The sequence below is a fragment of the Paenibacillus sp. MZ04-78.2 genome (genome assembly GCF_024213375.1).
Taxonomy (GTDB): Bacteria; Bacillota; Bacilli; order Paenibacillales; family NBRC-103111; genus Paenibacillus_G.
Genome location: NZ_JANAVJ010000017.1, coordinates 1 through 24,064 on the forward strand (window position 1 = coordinate 1; position 24,064 = coordinate 24,064).

At 52.6% G+C, this 24,064-nt stretch carries 21 protein-coding genes; 1 reads left to right on the plus strand and 20 read right to left on the minus strand.

Going from position 1 to position 24,064, the window contains the following annotated elements:
- From NLX71_RS14060 to NLX71_RS14155, 20 genes are all read right to left on the minus strand, one after another.
- Positions 1 to 307: transposase (locus NLX71_RS14060; RefSeq protein ID WP_254364306.1), on the minus strand; the 307-nt coding region annotated here is incomplete at its 3' end.
- A 350-nt stretch (positions 308 to 657) separates the two neighbouring features.
- Positions 658 to 1,113: a DUF6630 family protein gene (locus NLX71_RS14065; RefSeq protein WP_254364307.1), complete on the minus strand. Its 456-nt coding sequence runs from the start codon at positions 1,111 to 1,113 to the stop codon at positions 658 to 660.
- Between the two features lie 21 nt (positions 1,114 to 1,134).
- Complete coding sequence (locus NLX71_RS14070; protein WP_254364308.1) at positions 1,135 to 2,109, minus strand: hypothetical protein; 975 nt, start codon at positions 2,107 to 2,109, stop codon at positions 1,135 to 1,137.
- A 21-nt stretch (positions 2,110 to 2,130) separates the two neighbouring features.
- Positions 2,131 to 5,145, minus strand: a complete 3,015-nt coding sequence (locus NLX71_RS14075) for a phage late control D family protein (RefSeq protein WP_254364309.1) — start codon at positions 5,143 to 5,145, stop codon at positions 2,131 to 2,133.
- Between the two features lie 21 nt (positions 5,146 to 5,166).
- Positions 5,167 to 5,583 carry a DUF4280 domain-containing protein gene (locus NLX71_RS14080; RefSeq protein WP_254364310.1) on the minus strand — a complete coding sequence of 139 codons (417 nt, stop codon included), beginning with the start codon at positions 5,581 to 5,583 and terminating at the stop codon, positions 5,167 to 5,169.
- Positions 5,584 to 5,646: 63 nt separating this feature from the next.
- Entirely contained in the window at positions 5,647 to 6,171 is a 525-nt protein-coding gene (locus NLX71_RS14085) for a hypothetical protein (RefSeq protein WP_254364311.1), read from the minus strand.
- Between the two features lies 1 nt (position 6,172).
- Positions 6,173 to 6,784, minus strand: coding sequence for a hypothetical protein (locus tag NLX71_RS14090; RefSeq protein WP_254364312.1), 612 nt, complete (start codon positions 6,782 to 6,784; stop codon positions 6,173 to 6,175).
- Positions 6,781 to 8,196 (minus strand): contractile injection system protein, VgrG/Pvc8 family, encoded by a 1,416-nt coding sequence (locus NLX71_RS14095; RefSeq protein WP_254364313.1) that lies wholly within the window; start codon positions 8,194 to 8,196, stop codon positions 6,781 to 6,783. Before NLX71_RS14095 ends, NLX71_RS14090 begins: the two co-directional genes overlap by 4 nt.
- Entirely contained in the window at positions 8,193 to 8,792 is a 600-nt protein-coding gene (locus NLX71_RS14100; RefSeq protein ID WP_254364314.1) for a hypothetical protein, read from the minus strand. Before NLX71_RS14100 ends, NLX71_RS14095 begins: the two co-directional genes overlap by 4 nt.
- A 23-nt stretch (positions 8,793 to 8,815) precedes the next feature.
- On the minus strand, positions 8,816 to 9,589 hold the full coding sequence (locus NLX71_RS14105) for a DNA and RNA helicase (protein ID WP_254364315.1): 774 nt from the start codon (positions 9,587 to 9,589) through the stop codon (positions 8,816 to 8,818).
- 10 nt (positions 9,590 to 9,599) lie between these two features.
- Positions 9,600 to 12,248, minus strand: coding sequence for an acetate and sugar kinases/Hsc70/actin family protein (locus NLX71_RS14110; RefSeq protein WP_254364316.1), 2,649 nt, complete (start codon positions 12,246 to 12,248; stop codon positions 9,600 to 9,602).
- A 198-nt stretch (positions 12,249 to 12,446) separates the two neighbouring features.
- A complete protein-coding gene (locus NLX71_RS14115) occupies positions 12,447 to 13,145 on the minus strand; it encodes an iron-dependent peroxidase (RefSeq protein ID WP_254364317.1) in 699 nt (232 codons plus the stop codon).
- Positions 13,136 to 14,413 (minus strand): normocyte-binding protein, encoded by a 1,278-nt coding sequence (locus NLX71_RS14120; protein ID WP_254364318.1) that lies wholly within the window; start codon positions 14,411 to 14,413, stop codon positions 13,136 to 13,138. The genes NLX71_RS14115 and NLX71_RS14120 overlap by 10 nt, the downstream gene beginning before the upstream one ends.
- Positions 14,414 to 14,419: 6 nt before the next feature.
- Complete coding sequence (locus tag NLX71_RS14125) at positions 14,420 to 16,135, minus strand: serine/threonine protein phosphatase (RefSeq protein WP_254364319.1); 1,716 nt, start codon at positions 16,133 to 16,135, stop codon at positions 14,420 to 14,422.
- A gap of 6 nt (positions 16,136 to 16,141) precedes the next feature.
- Complete coding sequence (locus tag NLX71_RS14130) at positions 16,142 to 16,993, minus strand: PP2C family protein-serine/threonine phosphatase (RefSeq protein WP_254364320.1); 852 nt, start codon at positions 16,991 to 16,993, stop codon at positions 16,142 to 16,144.
- A complete protein-coding gene (locus NLX71_RS14135) occupies positions 16,993 to 17,523 on the minus strand; it encodes an FHA domain-containing protein (protein WP_254364321.1) in 531 nt (176 codons plus the stop codon). The genes NLX71_RS14130 and NLX71_RS14135 overlap by 1 nt, the downstream gene beginning before the upstream one ends.
- Positions 17,524 to 17,574: 51 nt before the next feature.
- Positions 17,575 to 18,126, minus strand: a complete 552-nt coding sequence (locus NLX71_RS14140) for an FHA domain-containing protein (protein ID WP_254364322.1) — start codon at positions 18,124 to 18,126, stop codon at positions 17,575 to 17,577.
- Positions 18,127 to 18,153: 27 nt separating this feature from the next.
- Entirely contained in the window at positions 18,154 to 18,597 is a 444-nt protein-coding gene (locus NLX71_RS14145; RefSeq protein ID WP_254364323.1) for a DnaJ domain-containing protein, read from the minus strand.
- 89 nt (positions 18,598 to 18,686) lie between these two features.
- Complete coding sequence (locus NLX71_RS14150) at positions 18,687 to 19,112, minus strand: membrane-associated protease 1 (RefSeq protein WP_254364324.1); 426 nt, start codon at positions 19,110 to 19,112, stop codon at positions 18,687 to 18,689.
- Between the two features lie 122 nt (positions 19,113 to 19,234).
- Positions 19,235 to 21,406, minus strand: coding sequence for a zinc-binding metallopeptidase family protein (locus NLX71_RS14155; protein WP_254364325.1), 2,172 nt, complete (start codon positions 21,404 to 21,406; stop codon positions 19,235 to 19,237).
- 459 nt (positions 21,407 to 21,865) lie between these two features.
- On the opposite strand from NLX71_RS14155, the gene NLX71_RS14160 reads away from it, so the two are divergent.
- A complete protein-coding gene (locus tag NLX71_RS14160) occupies positions 21,866 to 23,845 on the plus strand; it encodes a VWA domain-containing protein (RefSeq protein WP_254364326.1) in 1,980 nt (659 codons plus the stop codon).
- Positions 23,846 to 24,064: the final 219 nt, after the last annotated feature.

A 24,064-nucleotide genomic window follows, 5' to 3' on the forward strand; every position in this document is an offset into this window, starting at 1 on the left:
GGTTTATCTTTTTTACGAGGTCACGCAGAATCGATATTTCCAGATCTTTTTCGCCAAGCAATTTCTTCAGTTTGTCGTTCTCATGTTCCAACTCTTGAAATTCTTTGGGTGATGGCGCATAGGACGCTGCCTTCTTCGCTTCAGGAGCGGCCTTTTTCCAACCTACTTGCTGAGATTGACGAATCCATCGGGATAGCATCTTACCGTCAATTCCATGTCTTCTTGCGACCTGACTGGCATTTCCAGCTTCAAGCGCTTCCTGGATGAGCTGCTGTTTAAATTCCATGCTGTAACTTTTCCGCTTCATCTTTTCATCCCTCCACTTCAGGTTATTTCACATTGTAATGGATTAAGAGAAAAGACTCAAAGGTAATTTCGGGGCTTTAGAGGAACATCATCGCCACGCTATACATCCTGGCGGGCAAATTGAACTTTGCCTTAAAATAAGAAAAGAATTGGCAACAGTACGGAGCCACGTATCGCTCTCTTCTGAACCAATTCCCTTGTCCGACTTCAAAGAGTTTCTGGAAATTCATATGGCTTATTTACGCTCGAAGCATCGCTAGCGCCGAAGAGCCATATTTCTTATTTTCGCATACTCGTTGCCTATATGGGTACGAAATACAAAACTCTATGAATGAACAGTATTCTAACATCTTAATCGTAATATTGTATATATCTTTCTTTTGAAGGGATTCTTTCATCATGCAACAGATTTACTTGCAGTAATTTGGTTTTATTCTCTAACTTAGCAATAAATAGTGCATAAAAGTCACCAGAGGTTGGATATGAAAATAGGCCATATCCCTTTTGAGATATTATCTTGTTAGTTTCCCTGATCTTTTCAGGTAAATAGTCATATTGAAAATCTCCTAATTCCTCCAGTTCATCTTGTGAAGCTAATTCTAGATTATGAATAAATTCATAATCTAGAATATAGTTCACTATCTCCTGATACTGCTCGCCTTTGTAATCGAGATACAGAATTTTTTTTGTAGACAGTCCATATTTTAATATGCACTCGTGTATATCGAACGCCTCTGGATTCCCTAAAATAGCTTCTACATCTTTCCTATCCTCAAATATAAGCTGTACGATATCTCTACCAGACATTTTGATATCCTCCGTTAATATTTATTGAAACAATTCCCCATGTTTATTGGGAATATATTCGGGATAGTTCTTGCGGTAGAAGTTATCGATGAGGCTCAGCAAAGGGTCCCATTGTGGATATGGTTCAGGGTCTCTTATCTCCATTTTCGCTTCGGGTGTGCTCATCAGTAGATCGTCAAATTGGTTGGGAACCGGCAAACCCAGTTTATTTCTTACATAAATAAGGAACAAAATTTCATATGGATAGAATGCATATCCAAAGTCACCAAATTCAATCGATTGACCTATTTCTGAGGCCAATGTACAATGGAACAATGACATTTTTCCAATCAAAGCCTCAATTTCTTCGCTATTAGGAGTTGACCATCGTGCCAATACTTCATTATAAATATCAAGATCTTCGGGTATTAAGCCGCATTGCAGTCCTGCTTCCTTAAACGTTTCTTTTACAACAAGATGCAATTTTTGATTTGTTCCCACAATGATTTTATTTCTATATTGCAAATATAGCTCTAGTAAAAACCAGATATGCTTATTCACATCATTTGCTTCCATTAAGTGTCCACCGAAATGTTCAACAATAAAATCAAATAAAATATTTTCTTCTTTCTCCCATCCAAACATCGTGAAATGAATTAAGGTTATGATGACTTCCCTAAACGAATATCCCAAAATCATCTTAGGATACCGGATTTTATAAAGATTTTGCCCCATGCACTGATAAAATATTACCATTTGCATTTTTTTAAATCCATTTATGTTATTTCTACCATGAATCAGCACATCATCTTTCCACTGTGATAAGTAATAAGCGAAAATTTTGTTGAGATTTACTAGTAATACATGATCTTTCCCTGTATCATTCGACTCAACTATACTCTCAATCTTACTTCTGCTAATGTTATATTTTTCACTGACATCTTCAAATTTAATCCCATCAACAAAATTTTTGCTATATCTTTTATACGCCATCTTTAATTTTTTTTCATTTATCATTATACCCCTCCTGAAAATTAATTATTCTATTTCTTTATTCCAGTCTTTTACCTTTAATTCGTCAACACCAAATCCAATTTTAGTTATCTTTATATCTGTTTCTACTCTAATAAAATTTAATTCTAAGCCAGGGTTCTCCTCTATTAAATCTTCCAATTTTTCCCTAAAACCGGCATATCTCGAATCCTTGCTAGTAAGCATTTGTTGCAAATATTCCTTCCCACCCAATTTTTGTTTTCCGGAATAAGTAAAACTAGCAGAATCGGATGCTTTCGATTCAATCATTGTTAACTTTGGCGGCGGACCCTTCGATAAAAATGTCGCATCTATGCCGTTTCTACCGGCTTGGAATATTGCTGATATGTCATCACCTAAGTCATTATTTTTTGCTACTATTTTCGCTACTTCTTCCCCAAAGTCACCTTTGTCATGGCTAAAATTTTTAAAGTTATCGATTTTTCTTTCATACTCCTTTGCAGCCCCCAAGTCATAATGATTACTAATATCATTTTTCTTATCCAACTTGTTGGCCAATTTATTTCTTTCTTTTGTTAATCTTTTGACTTCTTTGTCGTTTCCTTCTTTTTTCAATCTTTCTAGTTCTTCATCTAACTTTTTAATTTCTTTTGAGATATCGTCGGGTTTGTTACTGCCAGACCCACCTTTACCCGTCCCCTTAGAAGGTGGATGACCACCACCAGAACCACCTGAACTACTCTTCATAACATTATCAAGCTTATTCTTCAAGCCTTCCAAAGTTTCCTTCAATGCATTGTCTGCATTCCTGAAACTATTGGACAATCCTTCATTTCCCATACGCGGCATATTCGCATATTGGTGCTTTGGAGGGAGGATCAAACTATTTCCAAGCTTCTCAAGTTGTTCTCTTACATTACTGCCAATGTGTCTCAGATCTTTCTTTAACGCTCCCTCAAACTCCTTCGCGATACCGGCCAACCCTTTTTGTTCTATTTCCACATAAATCCTGGCTAACGTGCTGCCGTTTTCACTACGGCCAGTTATATATTTGCTGAAGTTTTGGGGAATGTCCTTTACGCTGTCCGAGATCCATTTGTTCATAAAGCCAATTCTCATTTGGATAGCCCCGCCTGCCGCCTTAAGCACCACTGGATCAAGGAGCCCTGCTGTTACAAAGCTTACACTCGCTTCTTCAAACATTTTTCTCCAGCTAAATTTTTCCCCGTCCATCGCTTGTTTCATGATGCTTTCTGCAGCGCCGACCATCCCCTGATACGTCATTCGCCTGCCTAGGGAAGCAAATGCCCCAAATGGACCAAAGATGGCGCCGGATACCGCCCCGACAGTCGTATCCCGAAAAGCTTCCCACGTATAAGCCCTCGTATCACTTACTTGACCTCGGCTGATGTCCGAGATTGCTTTTCCGGCTACTGCTGCCGTACCGGATATGGCTGCGGTCATAGCAACGGCTCCGATTATGACACCAGCGGCTCCCATTGTAGCCACCGTGGCAACCGCAACAATTGTTACCACCGCTACCACCGCTAATCCAGCCGCAACATTGGTCCACAATTTATCCCAATCGAACTTCGGCGGGGGCGGGGGTTCACCCTTCTTTGGCTCATCCGCAAACGGCGCATACTCGGTCCGGTCTCGTCCAAGCACCGCTACATGCTCCCCGAGCAGGTGATACTCGTTCTCGATCGAGAAACCGCTTTGGGCGGTGAGCTTCTTGACAAGCACCTGGCTTTGGGCATGAATGCGAATGCACTTCGGCGTAAACAGCGTAATATCGTCCTTCGCATTCAACACCAGCTTCTTATGGCTCGTCATCGTGACGCCCGTCGCATCGTCGAAGCTCAGCTTGAGCGGTTCCTTGCTGCCACTGACGATATTGATCGCCGTCGGAGACAGTTCCAGCTCGCTTCCGTGCTCCGTGCCGAAATAGCGGATGTTCGGGTCGCCCGTCTTGGCGCAGCTGTCCCCGTTCTTGCGCACACAGCCGACCGCAAGCGCCCGCTCTCCCGTGGCGTCGGGCAAGTACAAGGTCGCATGCGTGCCGACCTTCGGCATACCGTACATGGCGTTGACCGTTGGCGGCGCAAAAGGAAACCAATGCGATGCAGACGGGGCTTGTTCCTTGTCGATGTCCAGACGAAGCTGAACTTGTTCGCCCTTGACGGCCAACACTTCGCCTTCCAATGAAAGCCCGGTCAGCTTCGGGTTTAACAGCCTCTCCTGACGCACGCCCTCCCGCCGGGAAAGCCGGTACGTATAGACAAACTGTCCCCGGTCCATCCGGGCTAATACCTCACTGACCACAAGCCGTTTATTGCGGAACATCACTTCGTCGCCGATGGCATACCGCGTGCCGCTTTCAATCTCGCAACTGTAGAAATCGGTCGGATGCAAACCCGCTTCGTAGCCGCCCGCCCTTTGAAATGCTTCAAAGTCCCGACGGGCTATGTACGGAAGGTCGTTGGGCAGTTCATAGTTTCTTCCTTCGGGCATCCCAAAGATAAACCTCGGTCTTGCTTCCAATATATCACAGACGAGAACGGTATGAAAATGGCTGGCGAGCCGCTTCAACAGCTCCCAATCCGTCTCGTCGTATTGGAACACCGGCTCCCCGATGCTCGTCTTTTCGCCCGTATGATGGATGACGTCGTGGCCCGGATACGCCTTGATGATGTCTTCCACGAGAGTGGTATACGTCATCCCCGTATTCTGAAAAGAACGGCGATTACGCTTCAGGTCCATCAGATGGCTGCCCGATGTTCCCTCGATTTGGATCGTGTATACCTCGTTCGTATTCGTGATGCACACGTCGGTGACCAAACCTTTAAAAATCGCAGTCTCGCTTTCCCCGTTTTTCTCGTACACATGAATTTCATCGTGCGACGAAGCGTCCAAGACAGCTTTTATATGGTCTCTGTCCTCGACATGCCCTCGCACAAGAAGGCGCGCATGCTCGCTGGGCTTCCACACAAGCTGTACATCCTCGATGTGTTGCAGCCGGTACGGCGATTGAACCCGGATTTGATCGAAACCTTTCATGATCGTCAGCCTCCGCTTAGATTACTCATCGTGCTGCCCGTCGCTTCTGAAGTAAATGACGCCGCCCCAGTTGCAGACGAGCAAAGAATCGGTCGTCAGCGCTGGTTGGCTATCCACTTTTGTTTCCCCTTTTGTGTTAACCCATTTGTCCAAAAATTCGGGCATACACGGTTTACCCGTGATCGTTTCACCGATCTCGGCAATAAAATACACCGTCTCCCCGCTTGGATTACGTTCCCCTTGGCAGGCTCCAAAATGCGGAATATTCTCATGCGGCTTGCCATCCGTTTCATTCATAATGGGCTTGCCGTTTACGAACGACCCATGGCTCCTCGGCAGGTTGATCCGCCGCGGGTTGCTGCCGCAGGTGCATTGCATGCGCGCCCCTCTGACCACGTACCTCGGCGGAGTCGTAGCTCCTTCCTGCATATCCAACATGAATCCCCCCTGTCTCCACTGCTCCTGTCTATTTCACAGCTTTTTCACTATCTACTACCGCATTTATTCCACATTTGCTTTCTCCAGCCGCACACCTGCAAAATCCCGGCGCAAGATGCTCTCCGCCACGTCAAGACGAACCGCCACAAGGGGGGAATCGCTCTCTTGGACGCGTACTATCTTTTTGCCCTTCAGCTTCTCTTCCCATAAAATCGGCTTTTTGACGATGCTTCTGTCGGGGGACCATTCGCTGCTCAGACTGAGCACCATGTCCTCTGGGAAGATCGGAAGGAAATAGTGTTTCTGCTGCCGCCCTTTCAGATCGAGCAGCGGTGTATATTTAAACCACGCATCGGGCTCATACATAGCGAGGACTTGTTTGAGTTTCTCGGAAACCAGATAAAGCTGCCGATCCATCACATCGAGAAACTCGCTCTCTGGCCCTGCCTTCACGTAGAAAACAATAGGGTCCGGAATCTTGTGCGCGCTCCGCCACCGAATGTCTCTCGTATCGACTTTGCTTCGTACCTGCTCTAGCACCGGCACGTCCGTATAACGATCATCTTGCTTCAACCAGAAATAGTCCATGTTACTGCACCGCCCCGCCGGACGCTTCATACAGCAGTTCGCTTTGGTCCATGTACTCGCCGACGAACAATTGCAGCTTCGCCGACTTGCCCATCTGACGGTAAGCATCGCTTTCGATAAGCGACGGTACGAAACCTTGTATCCATCCCACAGCCAAGAGGTGATACTTGTAGGCTTCAATCAGCTTGATCTTCTCGATGTCCATCGAAGTGATCTTTCTCGCATACGCTTTTCGCGTCTCCCCAAGCTCCCCCATCCGACGGAACAGCGGCGCGAAAATAAAATCCGCGGACCAGTAAGACGCGCATTCTTCCGGATCGAGAAACCAGTTTTCGTCGTAGGCGTCAATCCGGTACTCGGCTGTATCCGCCATGATACTCGTCCGCATAAAAGATATATACACGTAATGAATATCTCCTTTGTTCCCCTCTTCCTGCAGCTTGGCCGCTTGCCTGCATACCGCTTCAAAGGCAGCCAGAAAACCTTGTTCAATAAGCTCCTTCTCCTGCCGATACCGCTCGTCGATCTCCGGAAGATCGAACTGCCACCGGTCGAACACATGCTGTTCCAGCAAGTCTTGCAGCGCTTCGTCTTTCGTCATCACCCGGTTCATTTGATATTGACCTTCCCGCCGCTTAAGGTAACGTGATCGGCAATGTTCAGGTTTGCATCCGCTTGCTTCAATTCGATCCCGGCTTCGCCTTGCAGCAGGATGCGCGCTTCTCCTGTAATTTCGATGTCGTCCTTGGCAGTCAGCACGATTTTTTTGTCGCTGTTGATCTCGATGCCGCCGCTATCCGTCAGGCGCATCAGCAGATTGCCGTTGCCGATAATTTCAATGGCGCCCGGTTTGAACACCACTTGCTTGCCGTATTTGGTGCTGATGCTTTTGATTGACGGGTCGCTTCGTTTCGCCGGGTCGGAGGAGGCCACGTCGACCGAGCTTGCGACAAAGGCGTTACTTTCCCGTTCGTCAGGAAAATAGAGACGCACTTCGTCGCCGGCTTCCGGCATGCAATACCAGCCGCTTCCGTCCGGGGAAGAATAGACGGTCGAGTACGGAAACCACATCGCCCCGGCATCGTGTCCCCTGTCGATATGCAGCCCCACCTTCACTTTGTCCTTGGACACGCCCCGCACCTTGCCAAACAGCGAAGCGCCCGACAAGGCATGCGCATAGGTGGTGGGGCAGCTTGCGCCTTGCTTGTCCCGCAGCTCGTAATGACTGACGAGCGTATCGCCTTCGAGCTTCGTTTCCGCTCGCGTCACGTAGAGCGTCCGCTGCCGAAACGCAACGGGGCTCCCAAGCTCGATCAGCCTGCGGCTTGTCACTTTATAGCGGATGCTGCTCTCGTCGCCAACTCCCGGCAAGCCGTTCGCGGCATGCTGCTTGGTTTCCTTCAGGTCCCTGCGAATAGTGTAATTGTATTCGTCCAGCTTCACCGGCTCGCCCAAATCGGGAAGCCCGACATAATAGTGTGGACCTTTGTGCATACCGATCGGCGTAAGCGGAGCATGAACATGGGATGCGAGCCGCTTGGCAAACTGCCAGTCGGTTTCCTGGTATTGTACGATAAGTCCCCCAATGGTCTTGCCACCCGAAGCCGCATCAATGACATCACCATTTGCATAGGTCCCGGTCAATTGCGCGAACAGGTCGCGGTAAGCCAAGCCGACGTTTTGAAAAGACCGGCTCTTTTTCTGAAGATCCATGAAGAGGGTAGTGCTCGTCGCCTCAATCGTTAATGTGCGGACATTACGGTTCGCCTGCACGGACATTTGGGTGACGATGCCTTGAAACAGGACGATTTTGTGATCGCCGTCTTGCACATACACTTCCAACTGCTCCTGATCGTCGGCCTCGTCGACGTATTGATCGAGCTTCTCTTCCGGTACAATACCGCTTAGGGACAGCTTGACATGCTCATTCAATTGCTTATTCAGCGTCAATTCGAGCAGCCGCTCGAATTGATACGGGGCGACCACAACGTTGGCACTTGTATAAACGAGCTGATTTTGGCTCATGCTTGCTCCTCTCCGTCATCCGGCGGTAACACGTGAACGGTGCGGATGACTTGGAACGCGATGTCCCTCCACTGGGCGTAATCGGCATAACGGCAGCTGAACGTCCCCATCCCGGTTTTACCGTGGAAGACGAAGAAAAAGAAAAGCTGATACATAAATCCGTCCAAAGCGGGGCTCTTAAATTCGAAATACCCGATCTTCTTCCCGTTCGTCTCTTCCGTGCCGTCCGAAAAGAACAGATAGGTCGGGTTCGTCCGCCGGATGCTGGCTTTCATGCCGCCGGTCAATTCCTCGACCCACTCTTCCTGCAGGTCGTGGTCGATCCGGTTTAAGGTGAACGCGATACTGCCGGTCTCGTCGGATTTGATGATCGGCGGCCGTGCTTCGTACGGGTATTTCACTTTCCGCACCTGCTCCGGCATATCCGTAAAATCCTGCGGGATATACATCGTCAGCTTGCCGTCGAAAAACGCTTGCTCCTCGAACGTATAGTACCTGTTTCCTACCCTCACCGGTCCCGTGAGAATATCGTTCGGCTGCTTCGCTTGCTCCGCTTCGTTCAGCAGCGCCTGAATTTTCTCATCCATAAATTCCATTCCGCTCACCGTCCCTCGCTCAATTAATCGACAATCATCCGCCGCGGACCGCCGGGCCTTATTTCCGGCCCCCGGCGGTTTCCGCCTTGGACGTCGTCCAATATGCGTCCCAAATACTTGTGAATCTGCCCGTTGTCGTACGCCTTATAGCCCATGCCGAGCCGGGTCCCGATATAATGCAGGATCAGCTCGCGGTCGACGGCTTCCTGGCTCATGCACTGCATCGCAAAAGCGATGTCGTACGGGTTCGTGCTGCCCCGGCTGAGCAGCTGGCCGGCAAAATACCGCAGCAACGCAGGGTGAACGCCGCGCTGCCCGACGCCCGCATAAGCCGCGTGGATCACGTTCCACGTATTGAACTCGGTCGCGAAGTCCGCGAAGCTCTGGTACTCCGACCGCAGCTTCGCGCCCTCCTTCAGCTTGAACCGGCCAAGCTCCAGCTCGCTGTCGTCGGCAGTCGCCTCGTCCAAGACGAGCTCTGCGCCGTACACCGTATAATCGCTTTGCTCCTCCATTGCGTGAAAGCGGACTTTGAGCACCGTCTCCTTGCCCGTCGCAGCGTAAGGCACCTGCTGCTCCTCCACCAGCGTATACAGCCGGCCGCCGTGCTTGACGATCCCGCAGCCGACCACAAACTGTTCCGCTTCCACTCTTACATCGACTCCCGCTACGATCCCGTCCGAGTACGACTGAAAATACAGGTCCGCAAGCTGCCTCGGATAATCCCTCAGGCTTTCCAGCATCTCCCGCTTCAGAATCCGGCCTTTATGAAAATTCGGATATATATTGGAGAACATGCGCTACCTCCTATTTCCAGCCGTCAAAGAAATCAAGCTCCGACAGATCGTTTTCAAATGCAAAAAACCGCTTGCTTCCCAAGTACAGCTGCTCGTCCTCCCGCGCAACCGGCACCACATGGAAGCCCCACTCATTGTCCTCCGCGAACACGAAAAACTTGACCTCGCCGTTCTGGATGGAATCCGTGTCGTCCTGCGGAATCTTGGCCCCGTACCGTCCGGCGATGTCCTCGTAGCGGATCGGCTCGAAGCTGCCCGGCTCGTTGGCATACGAATACTTGTGTCGCACCGCGCCGTCGCTTCCCTTCAAGAAGAACTCCACCTCCTTAACCTCGAACGGTCGGGAAATGGACCCCTGCACCTGATTCAGCCTTTCCTGGCTGCTGATCAAGAGCTTTTCCTGCCGGCTGTGGGTGAAGGCGCTGACGGTATAAGGGACGACCGGCGCGTGATTCGTAATATATGCCTCGATCGTGCCCGCCTTCCTCGCGCTGAGATAACGGATCGCGCCCCGCAGGCAAGCCAGCTTCAACTCCGGAACACTATCGCTTTCCTCAGTTTTTTGCCGGAATTCGATGCTGCGGCCCGGAACGAATTCCTTCAGCGCTTCGCGGAAGCTGTCGATGCGGCACGATTGGCCGGTCAGCTTGATGATCGAATATTCCTGCAGCCGCCCATCCTGGTAGAAATCTTCCAGAAACTTGCGCACGATGTCGTAAATATCCGCTTTGATCAACAGGTTGATCTCATTAATATTGAACACGACGCGGGGGAACTCGTAGATATCCTTCATGCGGCCGCTCTCGTAGGCGGACAGGCACCAGCGGTCCACCGCCGTAATTTTCAAATCCTGCTCCTGCCGGTCCCCGATCTGCGAATCGAACCGGTTGCGCAGAATGCCCGTCTTGCGGAAAAACTCTTTCTTCATGCTGTCGGCGATTTCCCACAAAAAGTAATAATTACTTTTTACCCGCAGGTATTCTTCCCGCGTCCGGTTTTCGTAATCCTTGAACCGTGTCGGAATGATGCGCTCCGCTTCCCGGTAGCGCGCTTCGAACCGCTCGTAGACCGATTCGACGCCGAATTCGTCTACATGCCGGAACAAATCGGGGCCGGGAATGCCGATCAGGCTGTCGATATCCGGCACGCTGCCGCCCTTGGTGTAATAATCGGCAAAGACGATTTTCATGAACTGCAAAATCCGGTAAGTAATGTTGTTGCCGCCGAAGTTGGTGTCGCCATTCTCGTAGGCCGTATGAATATCCAGCTTGTAGGAGATGTGACCGTCCTCGATCCGAAACCGGCACGAAGACAAATCCGTCGTTCCTCCGCCGCAGTCGATGACGAGCGCATTGTACGTTTCGCCGTCCATAAACGTATTTTTCTCGATCTGATCGGCGATCGTATTGAACAGCACGGCCATCCCTTCGTCGAGCGCATCCTCCGATTCGATACGGTAATCCGGCAGCAGCTCTGCGAACATTTCGGCGAACTGCGTCCTCAGCTTCACGGGGCTGGAAATGTGCAGCTTGCGGAAGCGGCACTTGAATTGATGCTCCGCCGTTTCGATCACGTGAAGCAGATACGCGCGCAGAATGTCGTTTCTGCGGACGACCGCCGTATTTCCTTGCCCGTCCACAATTTCCTCGGGAAGCTTATACCGGTTGACCCAGCGCTTGATGCCGTGAAAGACGGTAGCATGTCCGGTATACCCGTTCTTCTTCATAAATTTCATAGCTTCGTGGCCAAAATAATAGTTTACCTGCTGCGTGTCCGAGCAGTCTGCTACGGCGACAATCGTCGGCAGCAGCTCGATCCATTCCTCCCGTTTGCCGCTGGCCACCGGGAATTTCACCAGATTGATGCAGTTCAGCCGAAGCGTTCCGTTCAACAGATCATGCCGGGAAGGGTTCGAAATGTAGCTGCTGTCCAGATAAGCGCCCGCCGTTGTATTGGACGTACCAAAATCGACGGCCAGCACCGCATCGGTTTCTTCCAGGTCCCGGATTTCCAGCTCCGGAATCGGAATCCGCCAGTAGTGCAGATTCGTAGGCGGCAGCGGCTTGCTGCGAGCGTAGGTCTGGTATACATATTCCGAATCCTGCTTGCGGAACAGCAGGAAGCTGTAGTTTTTGTTCGAGGTACGGCGAAATGACATTTCCTTGGAAGCCGTCAGGCAGTACATGCCCGGGTCCGGCCCGTCCTTGACCAGATTCATAATGCCGCACAGCTCCATATGATCGTTGACGAGCAGCACGTTCGATTCGGTGACGGCGCCCGGAGCTTTGACCCGGTATTGGTCCAGTATATCTACCTTTAGTCCGTCGTACAGCGTCACCTTGGCCGGAATTTGAATGCTGCCGTCATCCGGCAGCGGCGTGTTCAAATACCGGGCGATCGCCGCCTCCACGCGCTCCCATCCATGCTCGTCGTAGCTTTGGATGAGCAGGCTTTGCTCCGCGCTGCGGTATTTCAGAATCGTGCGGATGAGCGCCTCGCGGTCGAGCGGGCCCGAGAGCCCTTCGACCAGCTTTTCCTTATGGCAGATGCTCCGCAATTGCAGCGTCGTCATCTCCGACAGCTCGTCCCGCGTGTACTTGACCTTGCTCGTCTCTTCCGTGCCGCCGTTCTTCGGCGAGCTTAGCTTATACGTTCTCATGTCTCCGCTCCTTCCGTAGGACCAAGTCCGGTGAATACCTGTTCGCTGCGCAAGCGGATCATTCTTCCGATCGCTCTTGTCCCCCGATTCTTGGATTCAATAACCCATTTAGCGGGGAGAATCCGGGGACAAAGGCGAACGCTAACGCTTCTCCAGAACGATTCCGCTCACTCCGCTCGTATTCACCGAACTTTAAAATTAATATATAGCGATATGATCCACGCGCATCGTATCTTCAACGTCCACTATGCCGAAATGATTATCCCAATACGTCTCCGTATGAAAACGCACGGGCAGAAACAGGTCCTTGATCAGTTCCAGCTTCGCCCGTGTGATCTCATTCTCCCGCTGTCCCACATAGAACAACAGTTCGTCCTTTTCCTCGCAGTTCGCGTAAATCGTCGAATGCTTGAACAATTTCCGCATCGTATCCTTCAGCAGATACACCGCTTCCCCCGTCTCGTACAGCCGCAGCAAATTGCAGGCCACAACTTCCTGCTCCTCCCGGTTCAGCAGCTTCAGCCGGTCCCGGACGCCGTCGCCGAACAGCCCCGCTTCCATATCCCGGAGCACGAACCGGATATAAAATTCCCGCTTGTTCATGCCCTGCATGAGGTCGATATCGGTCAAAAAATGCATCGCAAGATCGAACAGCGTGCGCCGGAATTCCGTATCCTCTTGATTATTAATATCGAACAAATCGCGGAAAATATCGTAAAACCGGTAATACGGATTCACTTCGACCGTACGCTCTTCGACCGTGCGGGCATTCAGCGTTTCCGTGCTCAGCTCCATATAAGGCGAGTACACTTTGGCGGGGGCAAAATAAAGGTCGTCCTTCGGCGTGCCCTCGTCCGCAGCCCGAATGACCAGATCCCATACGTAATTCAAGCCCATTCCCCTTCGCAGACGTATTCTGGAAAATACATTTGGATTTCCGAAACGACGAAGCTCATCAAATCCTGCAAAATAAAGCTCCCGCTCCGGCGGGCTCTAAAACGGAGCCGCATCCGTTTTTTGTCGTTCTCCACCCTCACGTTGTCGCTGATGAACGGGTTCATCCCGTAGGTGACTTCCTTCCCATCCGCCTCGTCCCTAATCTCGACCTGCACCAGCTCAAGGTCGTCCGAAGCTTCGAAGGAGCCCGCGATCCGCGCAATCTCGCCCTTCGCCCGGACGACGACCGGGTGCTTGCGGGAGAAGCGGCCGGTGAAGCTGCTTTTCCGCTTGTTCGAAACGAGCTCGTAAGCCAACCGGCCCAGCTTCGTCGGCGTCGGCTGCGTAATTTTCAGCACGTTCCAGTTCCCGGATTTGTCCTGCGGTGACACGATGGTCAGCTCCTCCGGCATCCGCTTAATATACCGGATCAGCTCCTCGTCCCCGTCGACCAAATAGCCGTGCTGCGTCCCCGTTTTGCGCAAGGACAGCACATGCTCGAAATTAATCCGGTCGGCAGCCGGCACCGGGAAGCCTACGTTTTTGAGCTCCAAGCGCTCAATGTTCCACATCGGCACCATGTCCAGCTTCTTGTACGCTTCGAATTCCTCAAGGAATATCCGGACTTCAAGCAGCTCCTCCTCCGCACTTGTCGGCTGCTCCCCGCCGGTCCACAGCACGTCGAAAAACTTGCCCGCGTACGGATGATTCACCGTCTTCCACGGCACGTTGTTTTTTTGGAAAATAAAATAGAGTTTTTCCAGCTCGCGGATATACGTGAGGTTTTGCCGCAGGCGCACCTGAATGGCCCGGGTGCCTCCGGTAGTCACGATTTCTCCCCGGAACGTGCGCTTGCCGCGAAGCAGCTCCTTCAGCTTGGAGTAATCGCACTGCAAAAACAGCGTCATCAGCAGCGCCTCTTCCCCCCGCTGCATTTGCTCCGTCACGCTCCGCAGGTCGCACGTTTTCGGCTCGGTGTCGGCGGCAAGCATCGGGTACAGAAACTCGTGAATCGGATCGATCTCTTCCCGGGCACACAAGGTCACATAGATGTCGTCCCGGTCCTCCTGGTCCTCCACCTCGTTAAACACGCGCTCCTCCAGCTTGCGGTTCAAGTCCTCCTGATACTCCACCAGGTTCAAAAAGACGCTCGTCACAATCTGCTTCAAGAGCTTGCGCTGTTCGAGATCCTCCATTCGGCTCAGCCTGTCCAGCAAGATGTCTTTCATGGGAACTCACTTGCCTCCTCCCTCGGTCTTCTCGGCCTGACCGCCGCTTGCCGCCGCTTTGGCCCCGCCTTGGCCGGCAGCCCCTTGGCTTGCCGCGCCCGCTTCGCCCGCGCCTTGAGCTGCCGGAGCGCGTCCGCCGCCTCCCGCAGCTCCGTCGGCACCGGCCGTCTGGGGCGGGGGCGGAGGCGGATTCAGCTTTTCCTGCGCCTTCGTTATTTTTCGCTCGACGCCGAGCACCTTCTCCAGCATGTTGATTTCCTGATAAATCTCCTGCGCCATCGCGTAAGAGGTCACGGCCTGCTCGTAAGCCTGTGCCGTATAGCTCTGATCGCCCTTCTTCTCCAGCTTGTCGGCGTCCAGTTGCTTCTTTTCTTTAAACACACCGGCGATCTTCTCATCCGCCGCTTCCAGCTTCGCCGCCAGCTCCTTTGCCCCGCTTGCAAAATCGGCCTGCTGCGCTTCCTTTTTCGCTTTCGCGAAAGTTTCCTTCGCGCCTTCGTAATCCTGCGCTTGCAGCTTCTGATCCCCCTGCTTCATCAGCTCCGTAATTTGCTGGTAGGTGCGGGCTTTGGCGATTTTGGCCTCCAGATCCTTCTCATCGTACAGGCTTTGCTGCTTGGCTTCCTTCTGCGCCTTCTCGTAGCTCTCCAGCGCCTTGGCATAATTCCCGTCTTTGAAGGAGCCGTCGCCGTCCACGATGAGCTGCGCTGTCTTTTGCTTTTTGCCGATGAGCCGCATATGGACGATGTCGTTCACTTTGATCGCCGCATTGCGTGCTTCGCTGTATTCCTTGACCGCGTTCGGATAATCCTTCTCCTGCACCGCCTCGTCGCCGCTTTTTTCACGCTCGAAGATGGCCGCCGCCGCCTCCACTTTGGCCTTGGCGGTCTTGTATGTATAATAATAGGCGCCTCCTCCCAGCAGCAGGAGAGGAATCAGCACCAGTGCGATCCTTTTAATAATTTTCCATTTCTTCTTCGGGTCTTCCTTGAACACTTTGTTGACATAAACGGCCGCAGCCGTGTAATTCGGCACTTGCTTGTTCTGCCGGCTGAGCAGCACATCCTCCAGCGTATCGACAAGCTCCGCCGGCTCCTTGACCTCTTCCAGCGCATCCAGCATCTCCGCGCCGTCTACGTTTTCCCATACCCCCGGCGTACAGAGCAGCAGGACGTCGCCTTCGGACAGCAGCGTCTTCTTGGAAACGAACGGCTCGAAAGCGCCCGGCTTCCCCAAATACCACAGCAGATTGTGCCGTTCCTCGTGCTTGTCCAGCCGATCCTCCGACAGCTCTCCCGCATCGGCCATCGACCGCGCCAAGCTCTGATCCTTGCTGTTCGTATGCAGTCTTCCATTGCGAAATTGATACAGCCGGGTGTTCCCGGCCACCGCCCATACCATCCGGGTATAGTCCGTAGCGACCAGTGTCAGACTGACCTTACGCCGGACCCGGCGGCTTTCGATCTGCAGCAATTCGTGCGCTTCCCACAAATACCGTTTCAGCTTGCGCCGGGATAGCGTCGGGCGGTCGAGAAAGCTGCCAAGCACGCTCTTGACCGCCAGCTCGGCGCTTTCTTTCTCCGTATCGGAATCGAGCCCCCGGGCAATCACATAGCAAGCTTTACCGTCCTGCTCCGTAAACGCAAAATAATCCTTGTTGCGGATAAACGTTCCCGCCTCGGATAGAAAGCTCGTTTTGAAATCGCTGTTTTCCTTACGCATCGGGTTCTACCAGCCTTTTTCCAAAATCACGACCGTCGCATTGTCTTGGTGCGCGAGCTGCTTCCGCTCGACCGCTTCGATGATTTCCTGGGCGGCTTCGTAGGCGGAAATCGGCTTGGACAAAATGTCCTCCAGCTCCACTTCCGTGAGCGTATTGTACACGCCGTCGCTGCACAGCATGACTTTGTCCCTCTTTTTCAGCCGGACGGGCTCCGTGCCGATCTCGATATTTTTGAAGCCTTCATAGCCCAAATAATTGACCAACTGGTTCTTCTTCGGACTGTCCAGCGCCTCGTCCCTCGTAATTTCCCCGGATACGAAGCGTTCCTCGAGCACCGATTCCAGAATGTGCTTCTGATTGACGTCAATGAAGTCCCCGTTCCGGAAAATTTTGATGAGACTGTCCCCCACCGCTCCCCAGTGAAGATTGCCGCCTTCCACCACAACGGCGACCAGTGTCGTTCCGCCCTGCGCCCCTTTCAGGGTGTGCATGATTTCCGCATTGCTCGCTACCGCCGCATTCGCAAAAAACTCGGGAAGCTCCCGAATATGCTCCAGCTTGAGAAACTGCTTGACGAACGTCGTCACGGCAGCCGTACTCGCCGCCCTGCCTCCCGACAGTCCGCTGATGCCGTCGGCCAGAACGGCGATCGTCCCGTGCGGGCTGACGAAGGTGGAGAAATAATCGTCCTGCTCCTCGCGCGCCCCGATCGTCTGTCCGTTGCCGATCTCGATCTTCGGAACAGCGCTGTCCTGATGAAGCAGACCTCTCCGGATGCGGAACAAAACCACAAGGACGCAGACGCAGGTCCAAACGATGACATAAGGCAACCATTCGTGTTGTTCCGGCATGCTCATCATTCCTTATCCGATTGATCTTGGTCCCACTCGAAATGCACTCCGCATAACGGAATGAACAGAAACTTGCTGTGTCCGAGCTGCACGACGTCATACGCGGTTAATTCGACCGGCGTGTAGACCGCTTCGTTGTTATGGTAAGCGAGCCCCGACGCATCGCCCGGCAGCAGGAAAAAGTTCCGTTTCTTCGGGTCGTACACGACGACCGCGTGATTCCGGCGGGAGATGGTATTGTCCCCAATGATCCGGATGTGCATATCCTCGGCCCGGCCGATGAAATTTTTCTCCGCCATGATCCGGTAATCTTGTCCTTGCTGCGGCCCTTCGATGCAGACGAGCCACCCGGTCACCGGCTCGATGCCTTCGGACTCCCCCAGATAAGGCATCGTCTTTTCGTCCTCCTGGACTCTTGCCGCTTTCTTTCCCTCGGCTTTGGAAGCCGGCTCCACGACCATGCTGCAATAGGGGCATATGGTGCCGTGCTTTCTCGTACTGAACATGTGTCCGTTGGCGCATCTTGTCAAACTCATGGATATCGATTCCCCCGTCTGCTTCTTCTCAACGCTCAAACCCGAAATGCCCTACTTGACCAACAGCCTCGTATTGGCAATGTAAAGCGTATCGCCCGAATGCACTTGCTCGGGCGCATCGCCGTTCAGCAGCCGCTTGCCGCTTTCGCCGCGTTTCTTGATGCCGACGCCGTTGCTGGATTCGAGGTCTTCGATATACCAGTTGCCGGAAACGTAATTCAGCACCGCGTGCTGCTTGCTGACCAAGGCGGCATACTCGGTGCCCGACAAATCGATCTGCACCTCGAGATCGGAAGAGCTTTTCCCGATCAGGAGCGACGTCTCCCCGTGAATGTACCATTCCTTGATCCGTTCGCCGTCGTCGCCGAGCAGCGCCAGCTTCGTAATCGCCGCTTCCTTCTTGACTGCGGGCGCCGACACAGCCGCACGCCCGTACTTACGCCAAGCCATCCCCGCCAAGCCGATGATGAAAAAGACAGCGACGAACAGCCTCAGGGCGACGTTGGTGTTCCATATATACGTATAAACCAGGGTAAAAGCCGCGACCAGCGCGATCAGCACGTTGACTACGGTTACCCATACGGATTTTTTTTCGCTCAACATTGGTTCCCCCGTTGGAACAGGATGTGCTTATTTTTTTCGGATGCCAAAATACTTCTCGAACATGGCCGTCGTATCGACCGGATTTTTCGTCTCGCTCTTGTTCTTGATCCCGGCTTCCCCGCCTTTGGGATGATAGCCGAAAAAACGCTCGAATTGCTTTTCCATATCTTTCAGATCAAACTGGGGCTGGCCGCTCTCGGCGCGCCGCTCCTTCGTCTTGGCGCCCGCGCCGGATGACGAACCGGCCTTGCTTTCCTGCTTGCGGTCCAGACGTTCGTCGTAGGCTTGCCTTGCCGACGCGTCGGACAAGGTCTGATACGCTTCGGTCACTTGCTTGAACTTCAGCTCCGCCTGCTTGCTGCCGCCGTTGGCGTCGGGATGATGCAGCTTGGCGAGCCGCTTGTAGGCCTTCTTGATTTCTTCGGAGGAGACGCTGCGTTCAACCTCCAGAATCTCGTAGTAATTGTTCATCGGATTCATCCTTACCGCCGGAAATGGAGAAAGTTAAGGGGCGGAAAGACCCCTTAACTCCTAGTGCTTGCAATAACCGGTCAAGCCGATTATACGGTATATCCGCCTTCGATTGTGGCGAATTCCGTTTTGTCTTTCTTTTGCTTGATGAAGAGCGTGAACGTGCCTACGCCTTCCGTGTCGCCGAAGCGCTCTTGGTAGTCCACGACGAACGCGTTCGGGAAGTAAATTTTGCGCACCACTTGGCTGGCAGCGATCACTTCCAGCGTCACTTTGCGGTAGCAGTCGGACTTCTCAGCCGGTACGAGCGACCACAAAGCAAGCTTCATCGTGTCGTCGGCGCTGTCGCCGTCCGTCGCAGTGATGATTTTGCCGGAGATTTTCAGGAACGCGCCTACGTCGGTCGATCTCGCGTTGGAGTCGTTCGGCGTATCCGTGTCGTAAACCACCGATTGAATGTTGTCCATGCCCAATTCGATTGTTTCTGCGCCTTCTACTTTCAGTCTGAAGCCCATTGATAAATCCTCCCTAAAGGTAAGTATGGTCCCCGACAGCGTCTCGCGCTGCCGGGATTTATGTTGAAAGGGGAGCTTGCGAAAGCTCTCCTTTAACAACCGCATAAGTTTGTTCAGCATCGTTACGCTTTAACCGGGGTGGTCCCTTTCGTGATCATCACCTCAAGGTTCTTCACGTTGCCGTTGAAGACCAGATCGATATGACACATGTTGCTCTTATCGTCGATAATGTAGCTCATGTCGTCCCCGTCCTGGATGATCGAGTTGACGTACCCCCGCGTACCGAGCCATTTGCTCTTTTGGCTGCTCGGATTGTTGCTGAAAAATTTAACGATGTTGTCGTGTTTGAAGTCGCCGGTCTGGAAGCGCAGGATGCGTTCGATGTACGTGCTGACCAGCGTCTTGTAGATCGAATCGAAGCCGTCGTCGGTCGACGCAAGGCTTCGCGCCTTGTAGACGGTAATGCGCTTGATGTCTTTGCCCTGCAGCTGCGCGTTCTCGGAAGAGAACACGAAGCCGAAGTTTTTCCGGTTGATCGAATCCTTGATGTTGTTCGTGAAGCCGGAAATTTCCTTCGCCATCGTCGTGATGGCACGCAGACCGTTCTCCCCGGCCTCGATATCGAAGCGCACGCCCGGGAACTCCCGGCTTACCGTCTTGAACGATTCGCGCAAATATTCCGGGCACTGGTAAGCCGCCACGATCCCCGTCGCCACATAGGCTGCGCCGACGTAGACGCCCTCGATCCAGAGCTTCAGAATGTCTTCCTTCTCCTGCGACAGCTTGACGCCGCCGTCCTCGGTTTGCAGCATTTTGCTGTCGATGACGACCCCGGACTTGTCCTTCGGAATAATCGTGAAGTTCGGCACGCACGGCACCGCGAATTCGCTATATTCCTTGCGGACCAGCACGCCGCACTTGTCGATGTACTTGTCGATGCCGGCGGTCGCCATGCTGTTGAACGTCGTCTCCTCGCCGGTCTCGAAGTTGAAGAACACCTGCACTTTGAAGTCCTTGATCACCTGCAGCAGCATCGTGAGCGATTCCATCGTGTTGCCGTCCTGCTTGGCCACCTTTTCGTTGCCTCGGAACCGCTCCCGGCTCACCTTCGAAGCGCCGGAAGAATCGAGCTGCACCGAAGGGACGATACCGAACCAGATCGTATCGGTGAAATCGTTCTTCGCGTTGACCGTGTTCAGGTACGTTTCCAGCCTCGGAATGTTGCTGCTTTTCACGATCATGTCCAGCTTGGAGTTCGTGATCAGCATCGAAGGCTGCATCCCTTTGTTTTTGGTGGAGTATTGGTCAAAAAACATTTTGATGCCCAATAATTTTTCCACCAAAGGCTTGACGGTCTTCACGAACTCGTCCTTGGCGTTCTTGTAGAACTCCAGATACGTGTTGTAGTTCTGCACTTCCTTCTCGGTATCGATCTCGCTCTGTACCGCAGGCAGCGGGCAGAACGTCCGTACGACCAGGTCTTTGACATAAGCGGATGGTGTATCCGACACGGACTCGTAATCGTCCTCGAATACGCCGATCAGGCCGCTCGTGCTGTTGTCGTCCGCGATCATGAGCTGCATCGTGTCCGATTTCGGCGATTCGATAATTTTCAGTTCGCCGGAATCGCCGATCATCAGCATCCCGATCTGGATCGCTTCGGATTCGTTTTCTTCCTGCGCCCCTCCGAGCAGAAGACGGGTCTTGATGTCTTCGATCGCCAGCGGAAGCATGGCCATGACGTTATTATAGTTTTTGCTGGCGTCCTCGAACATGATGTTGAGCTTGTCCCCGAGGTCCAGCTTTTTCGGATCGCCGTCGTCCAGCTTGTCGTATTGAGTGTACAAATAATGGATTTCCTTGCGCACCTGGCGGATGTCGTCCATTACTTTTTTCGGGGAGATCATGTCGAGCAGGTTCTCGAACTTGAAGTCCACGTTAGGAATGCCTTGGCTGCGCTTCGTATCGATCAGCGTAAACAGCATTTTCAGAAAATCGTTGCTTTGGTCGATCTTGATCTCCGAAATGCTGTCCTCGGAAATCCCTTCCGGCTTCTTGAGCGTGTACATGACCTTCTGGTTGGCTGCATTGAAGAACGAGTACACGGTCGGCGAAAACTTGTCCAAAAACTCGTCGAAGCTGCGAACGAGCAGATGCTGGTTAATCTCCTTGATCGTATCGTCGCTTAAGCTGTCGATGCCTCTGACGTCCCCGACGATCGTGACGAGATCAAGCTTTTCCGGATTGATCTCTTCGAAGAGCATGGTGCGGTTCGTTTGATTGATGATGTCCATTGAGCTGTCGGCTATAAAAACTTGCCGGACCCGGCATATGATTCTTATAGCCTACTCCTTTCCGAGCATTTTGGGATGAAGACCGGAAACACAGGTCTAATCATAGAGTTTTGTGTTTTATTTTGTCAACCATGGATTTTTATAGTCATTGAATCCTAGATAATCAAGGACTATAGTCCTATTTTTGAGCAAACACATTTATTTTTCAGCCCTTCTGTTATATGCTGAATTAACCATATAAATCCATCCTTTCATTCCCTTTTTCATCACCTCCCTTTCAAAAATGTGTCGAACTTAACAAAATTGTATTTTTTTACTACTCCCTAATTGTACTATATTTTTCGGTAAAGACATACCGATAGTTTAGAGTTATTTTGGTGAACTTTCACACATTTTACAAATGAAGGGTGAGTTTTAATGGTTGGGGAACTGCATACAAGAAGGCGCGTCCCGGTTGGAATGCGAATTTTGGCGATTGCTGTCATGTTGTCGCTGCTATTCGTCCCGCTCGGATCGGCGTTTGCCGAAGGCGATTCGAATCCGGGCTTCGACGCGGTGTTCGTGATGGACGTCAGTTATTCGATGAACGCCACGGACCGGGACCGGATCGCTGCGGAAGTCATCAAAATGTTTATGGACATGAGCGAGGCCGCCCGCACCCAAGTCGGGTTTGCCGCCTACAACCATAAAATCGTCGAGGCGCAGCCGCTCGCCCCGCTAACCCAGGAGGAGCAAAAAAATCTGCTCAAAAGGAAAATCGCGGAGCTGCGTTTCTCCGGCTATACGGATCTCGGCCTCGGGCTGAGCAAAGGGGCCGAGCTTGTCGGGAGCGGCAAAGGCGGCGGACGTCCGTTTATGATTCTGCTGTCGGATGGCGGGACGGACTTTGGACCTATTTATACAGGAAGATCGGTCGAGGATTCGAACAAAGACGTGGAGCGCGTGATCGCGGAAGCGCAGTCGAAGGGCTACCCCATCTACACCGTCGGGCTTAATCATGACGGCTCGGTCAACGCGCCGCAGCTCGAAACGATCGCCGCCAAGACGGGGGGCACGTCGTTCATCACGGAAAGCGCGGGTGATCTGCCGGAAATTTTCAACAACATTTTCGCCAAGCAAATCCGCTCCGTGCTCGTCCCCGTCGCAGCTGTCACAGCCACCGGGGAGCTGCAGGAAGTGACGGTCAACATTCCGAACGGCAGCATGAACGAAGCCAATATCGTGCTGTTGTCGGAGCATCCGATCACCGAAACGCATCTGTACTACAATTCGAAAAACATCCGATTCGTAAAGTCGGACAAATACTCGCTGCTCAAAATTCCCCAGCCGCAAAAGGGCGCCTTTCTGCTGAAATTCAAAGCGAAGCCCGGGGATTTTGTGAAAATCAGCCTGCTCGGCAACTACGGCCTCAAGGCGGGAATGGAGCTTGCCCAGCCGGTCAAGGGCGTGCCGTCGACCGTTTCCGCCTTCCTGCTGCGCCATGCGGACGGAACCAAGCTGGCCGACGCCGACGTGTACCAATCGATGAAGGCCGAGCTGATCGTGAAAGACTTGCAGACGAATAAAGAAGAACGGACGCCGATGAAGCTGAACGGAAACGGCTTCGAAGTGCAGACGGTCTTCCCGCACTCCGGCAAGTATCAAGCCCGCGTGTTTCTGAGCAGCCCGGATTTTTACCGGGAAACGGCGGTCAGCGAACTAAATATCGCGAACACGGCGCCCGAACCGATCAGCAGCGGAGCCATCGAGCTGACGAAGGAAGACGGAGACGCCAAAATAGACCTTAAGAACTATTTTCGCGATGTGAATCAGGACAAGCTGAGCTATACGATCGCCTCCAACAGCAACGCCAAGCTGGCCGACTTCGCGGTGGACGGCGATACGTTAACCGTCGCTTCCATGCACGCCGGCAAAGCGGTCCTGACGATGACGGTAACGGACGACGAGGGAGCTTCCGTCACCTCAGACCTCGTCATCAACGTGCACTCCGTCGTGCAGCGTTATTTGATTATCGCGGGCATCGTGCTCGCCGTGCTGCTGGCCGCTTGGGCCGTTTATTGGCTGCTTCGTCCGAAGCCCCGCTTTGTCGGAAGGCTGGAAGGGTACTTCCTCAATACGGCGAGCGGCAGCGATATACCGGTGAAGTACTGGCCTCTCGCTTCATTCGAGAAGCGCCAGATCAGCCTGCGCGAGCTGTTCGCCAGCCTCGACGTCAACGAGCCGCTGCCGGAGGCGGAGCGCATCATCATCGAAGCCGGGAAGAACGGCACGATCCTGCTGCGGCACAACACGCGCTGCACGATTGAAAAGGGCAAGACGCCGATCCCCCGCAACAAAAAGGAATCGATCAGCTACAACGAGAAAATTTACATCACGTTCGAGGACCGGCTGACGGAAATCGAGCTGCGGTATAAAGAAGTAAAACCCAACACCCTGTAGAGGGGGTTGGGTTTTTGTCGCTCCATCGCGGGGGTGGCCAGGGGGAGTTGGGCAAAAGCTGTGGATTCGGCGAGAACGCGCCCGGGCCGCTTTTTTCTCTTCGGGGCGTTCGGGCGGAAGTTGTCGGGCAATCCTCGTGCTCCCTGACATTTGAGTGGAAGCTGACCTAACCGTGTCGAAAAATATTCTGCCGTGCCTGCGAAGCATCGATAACGCACC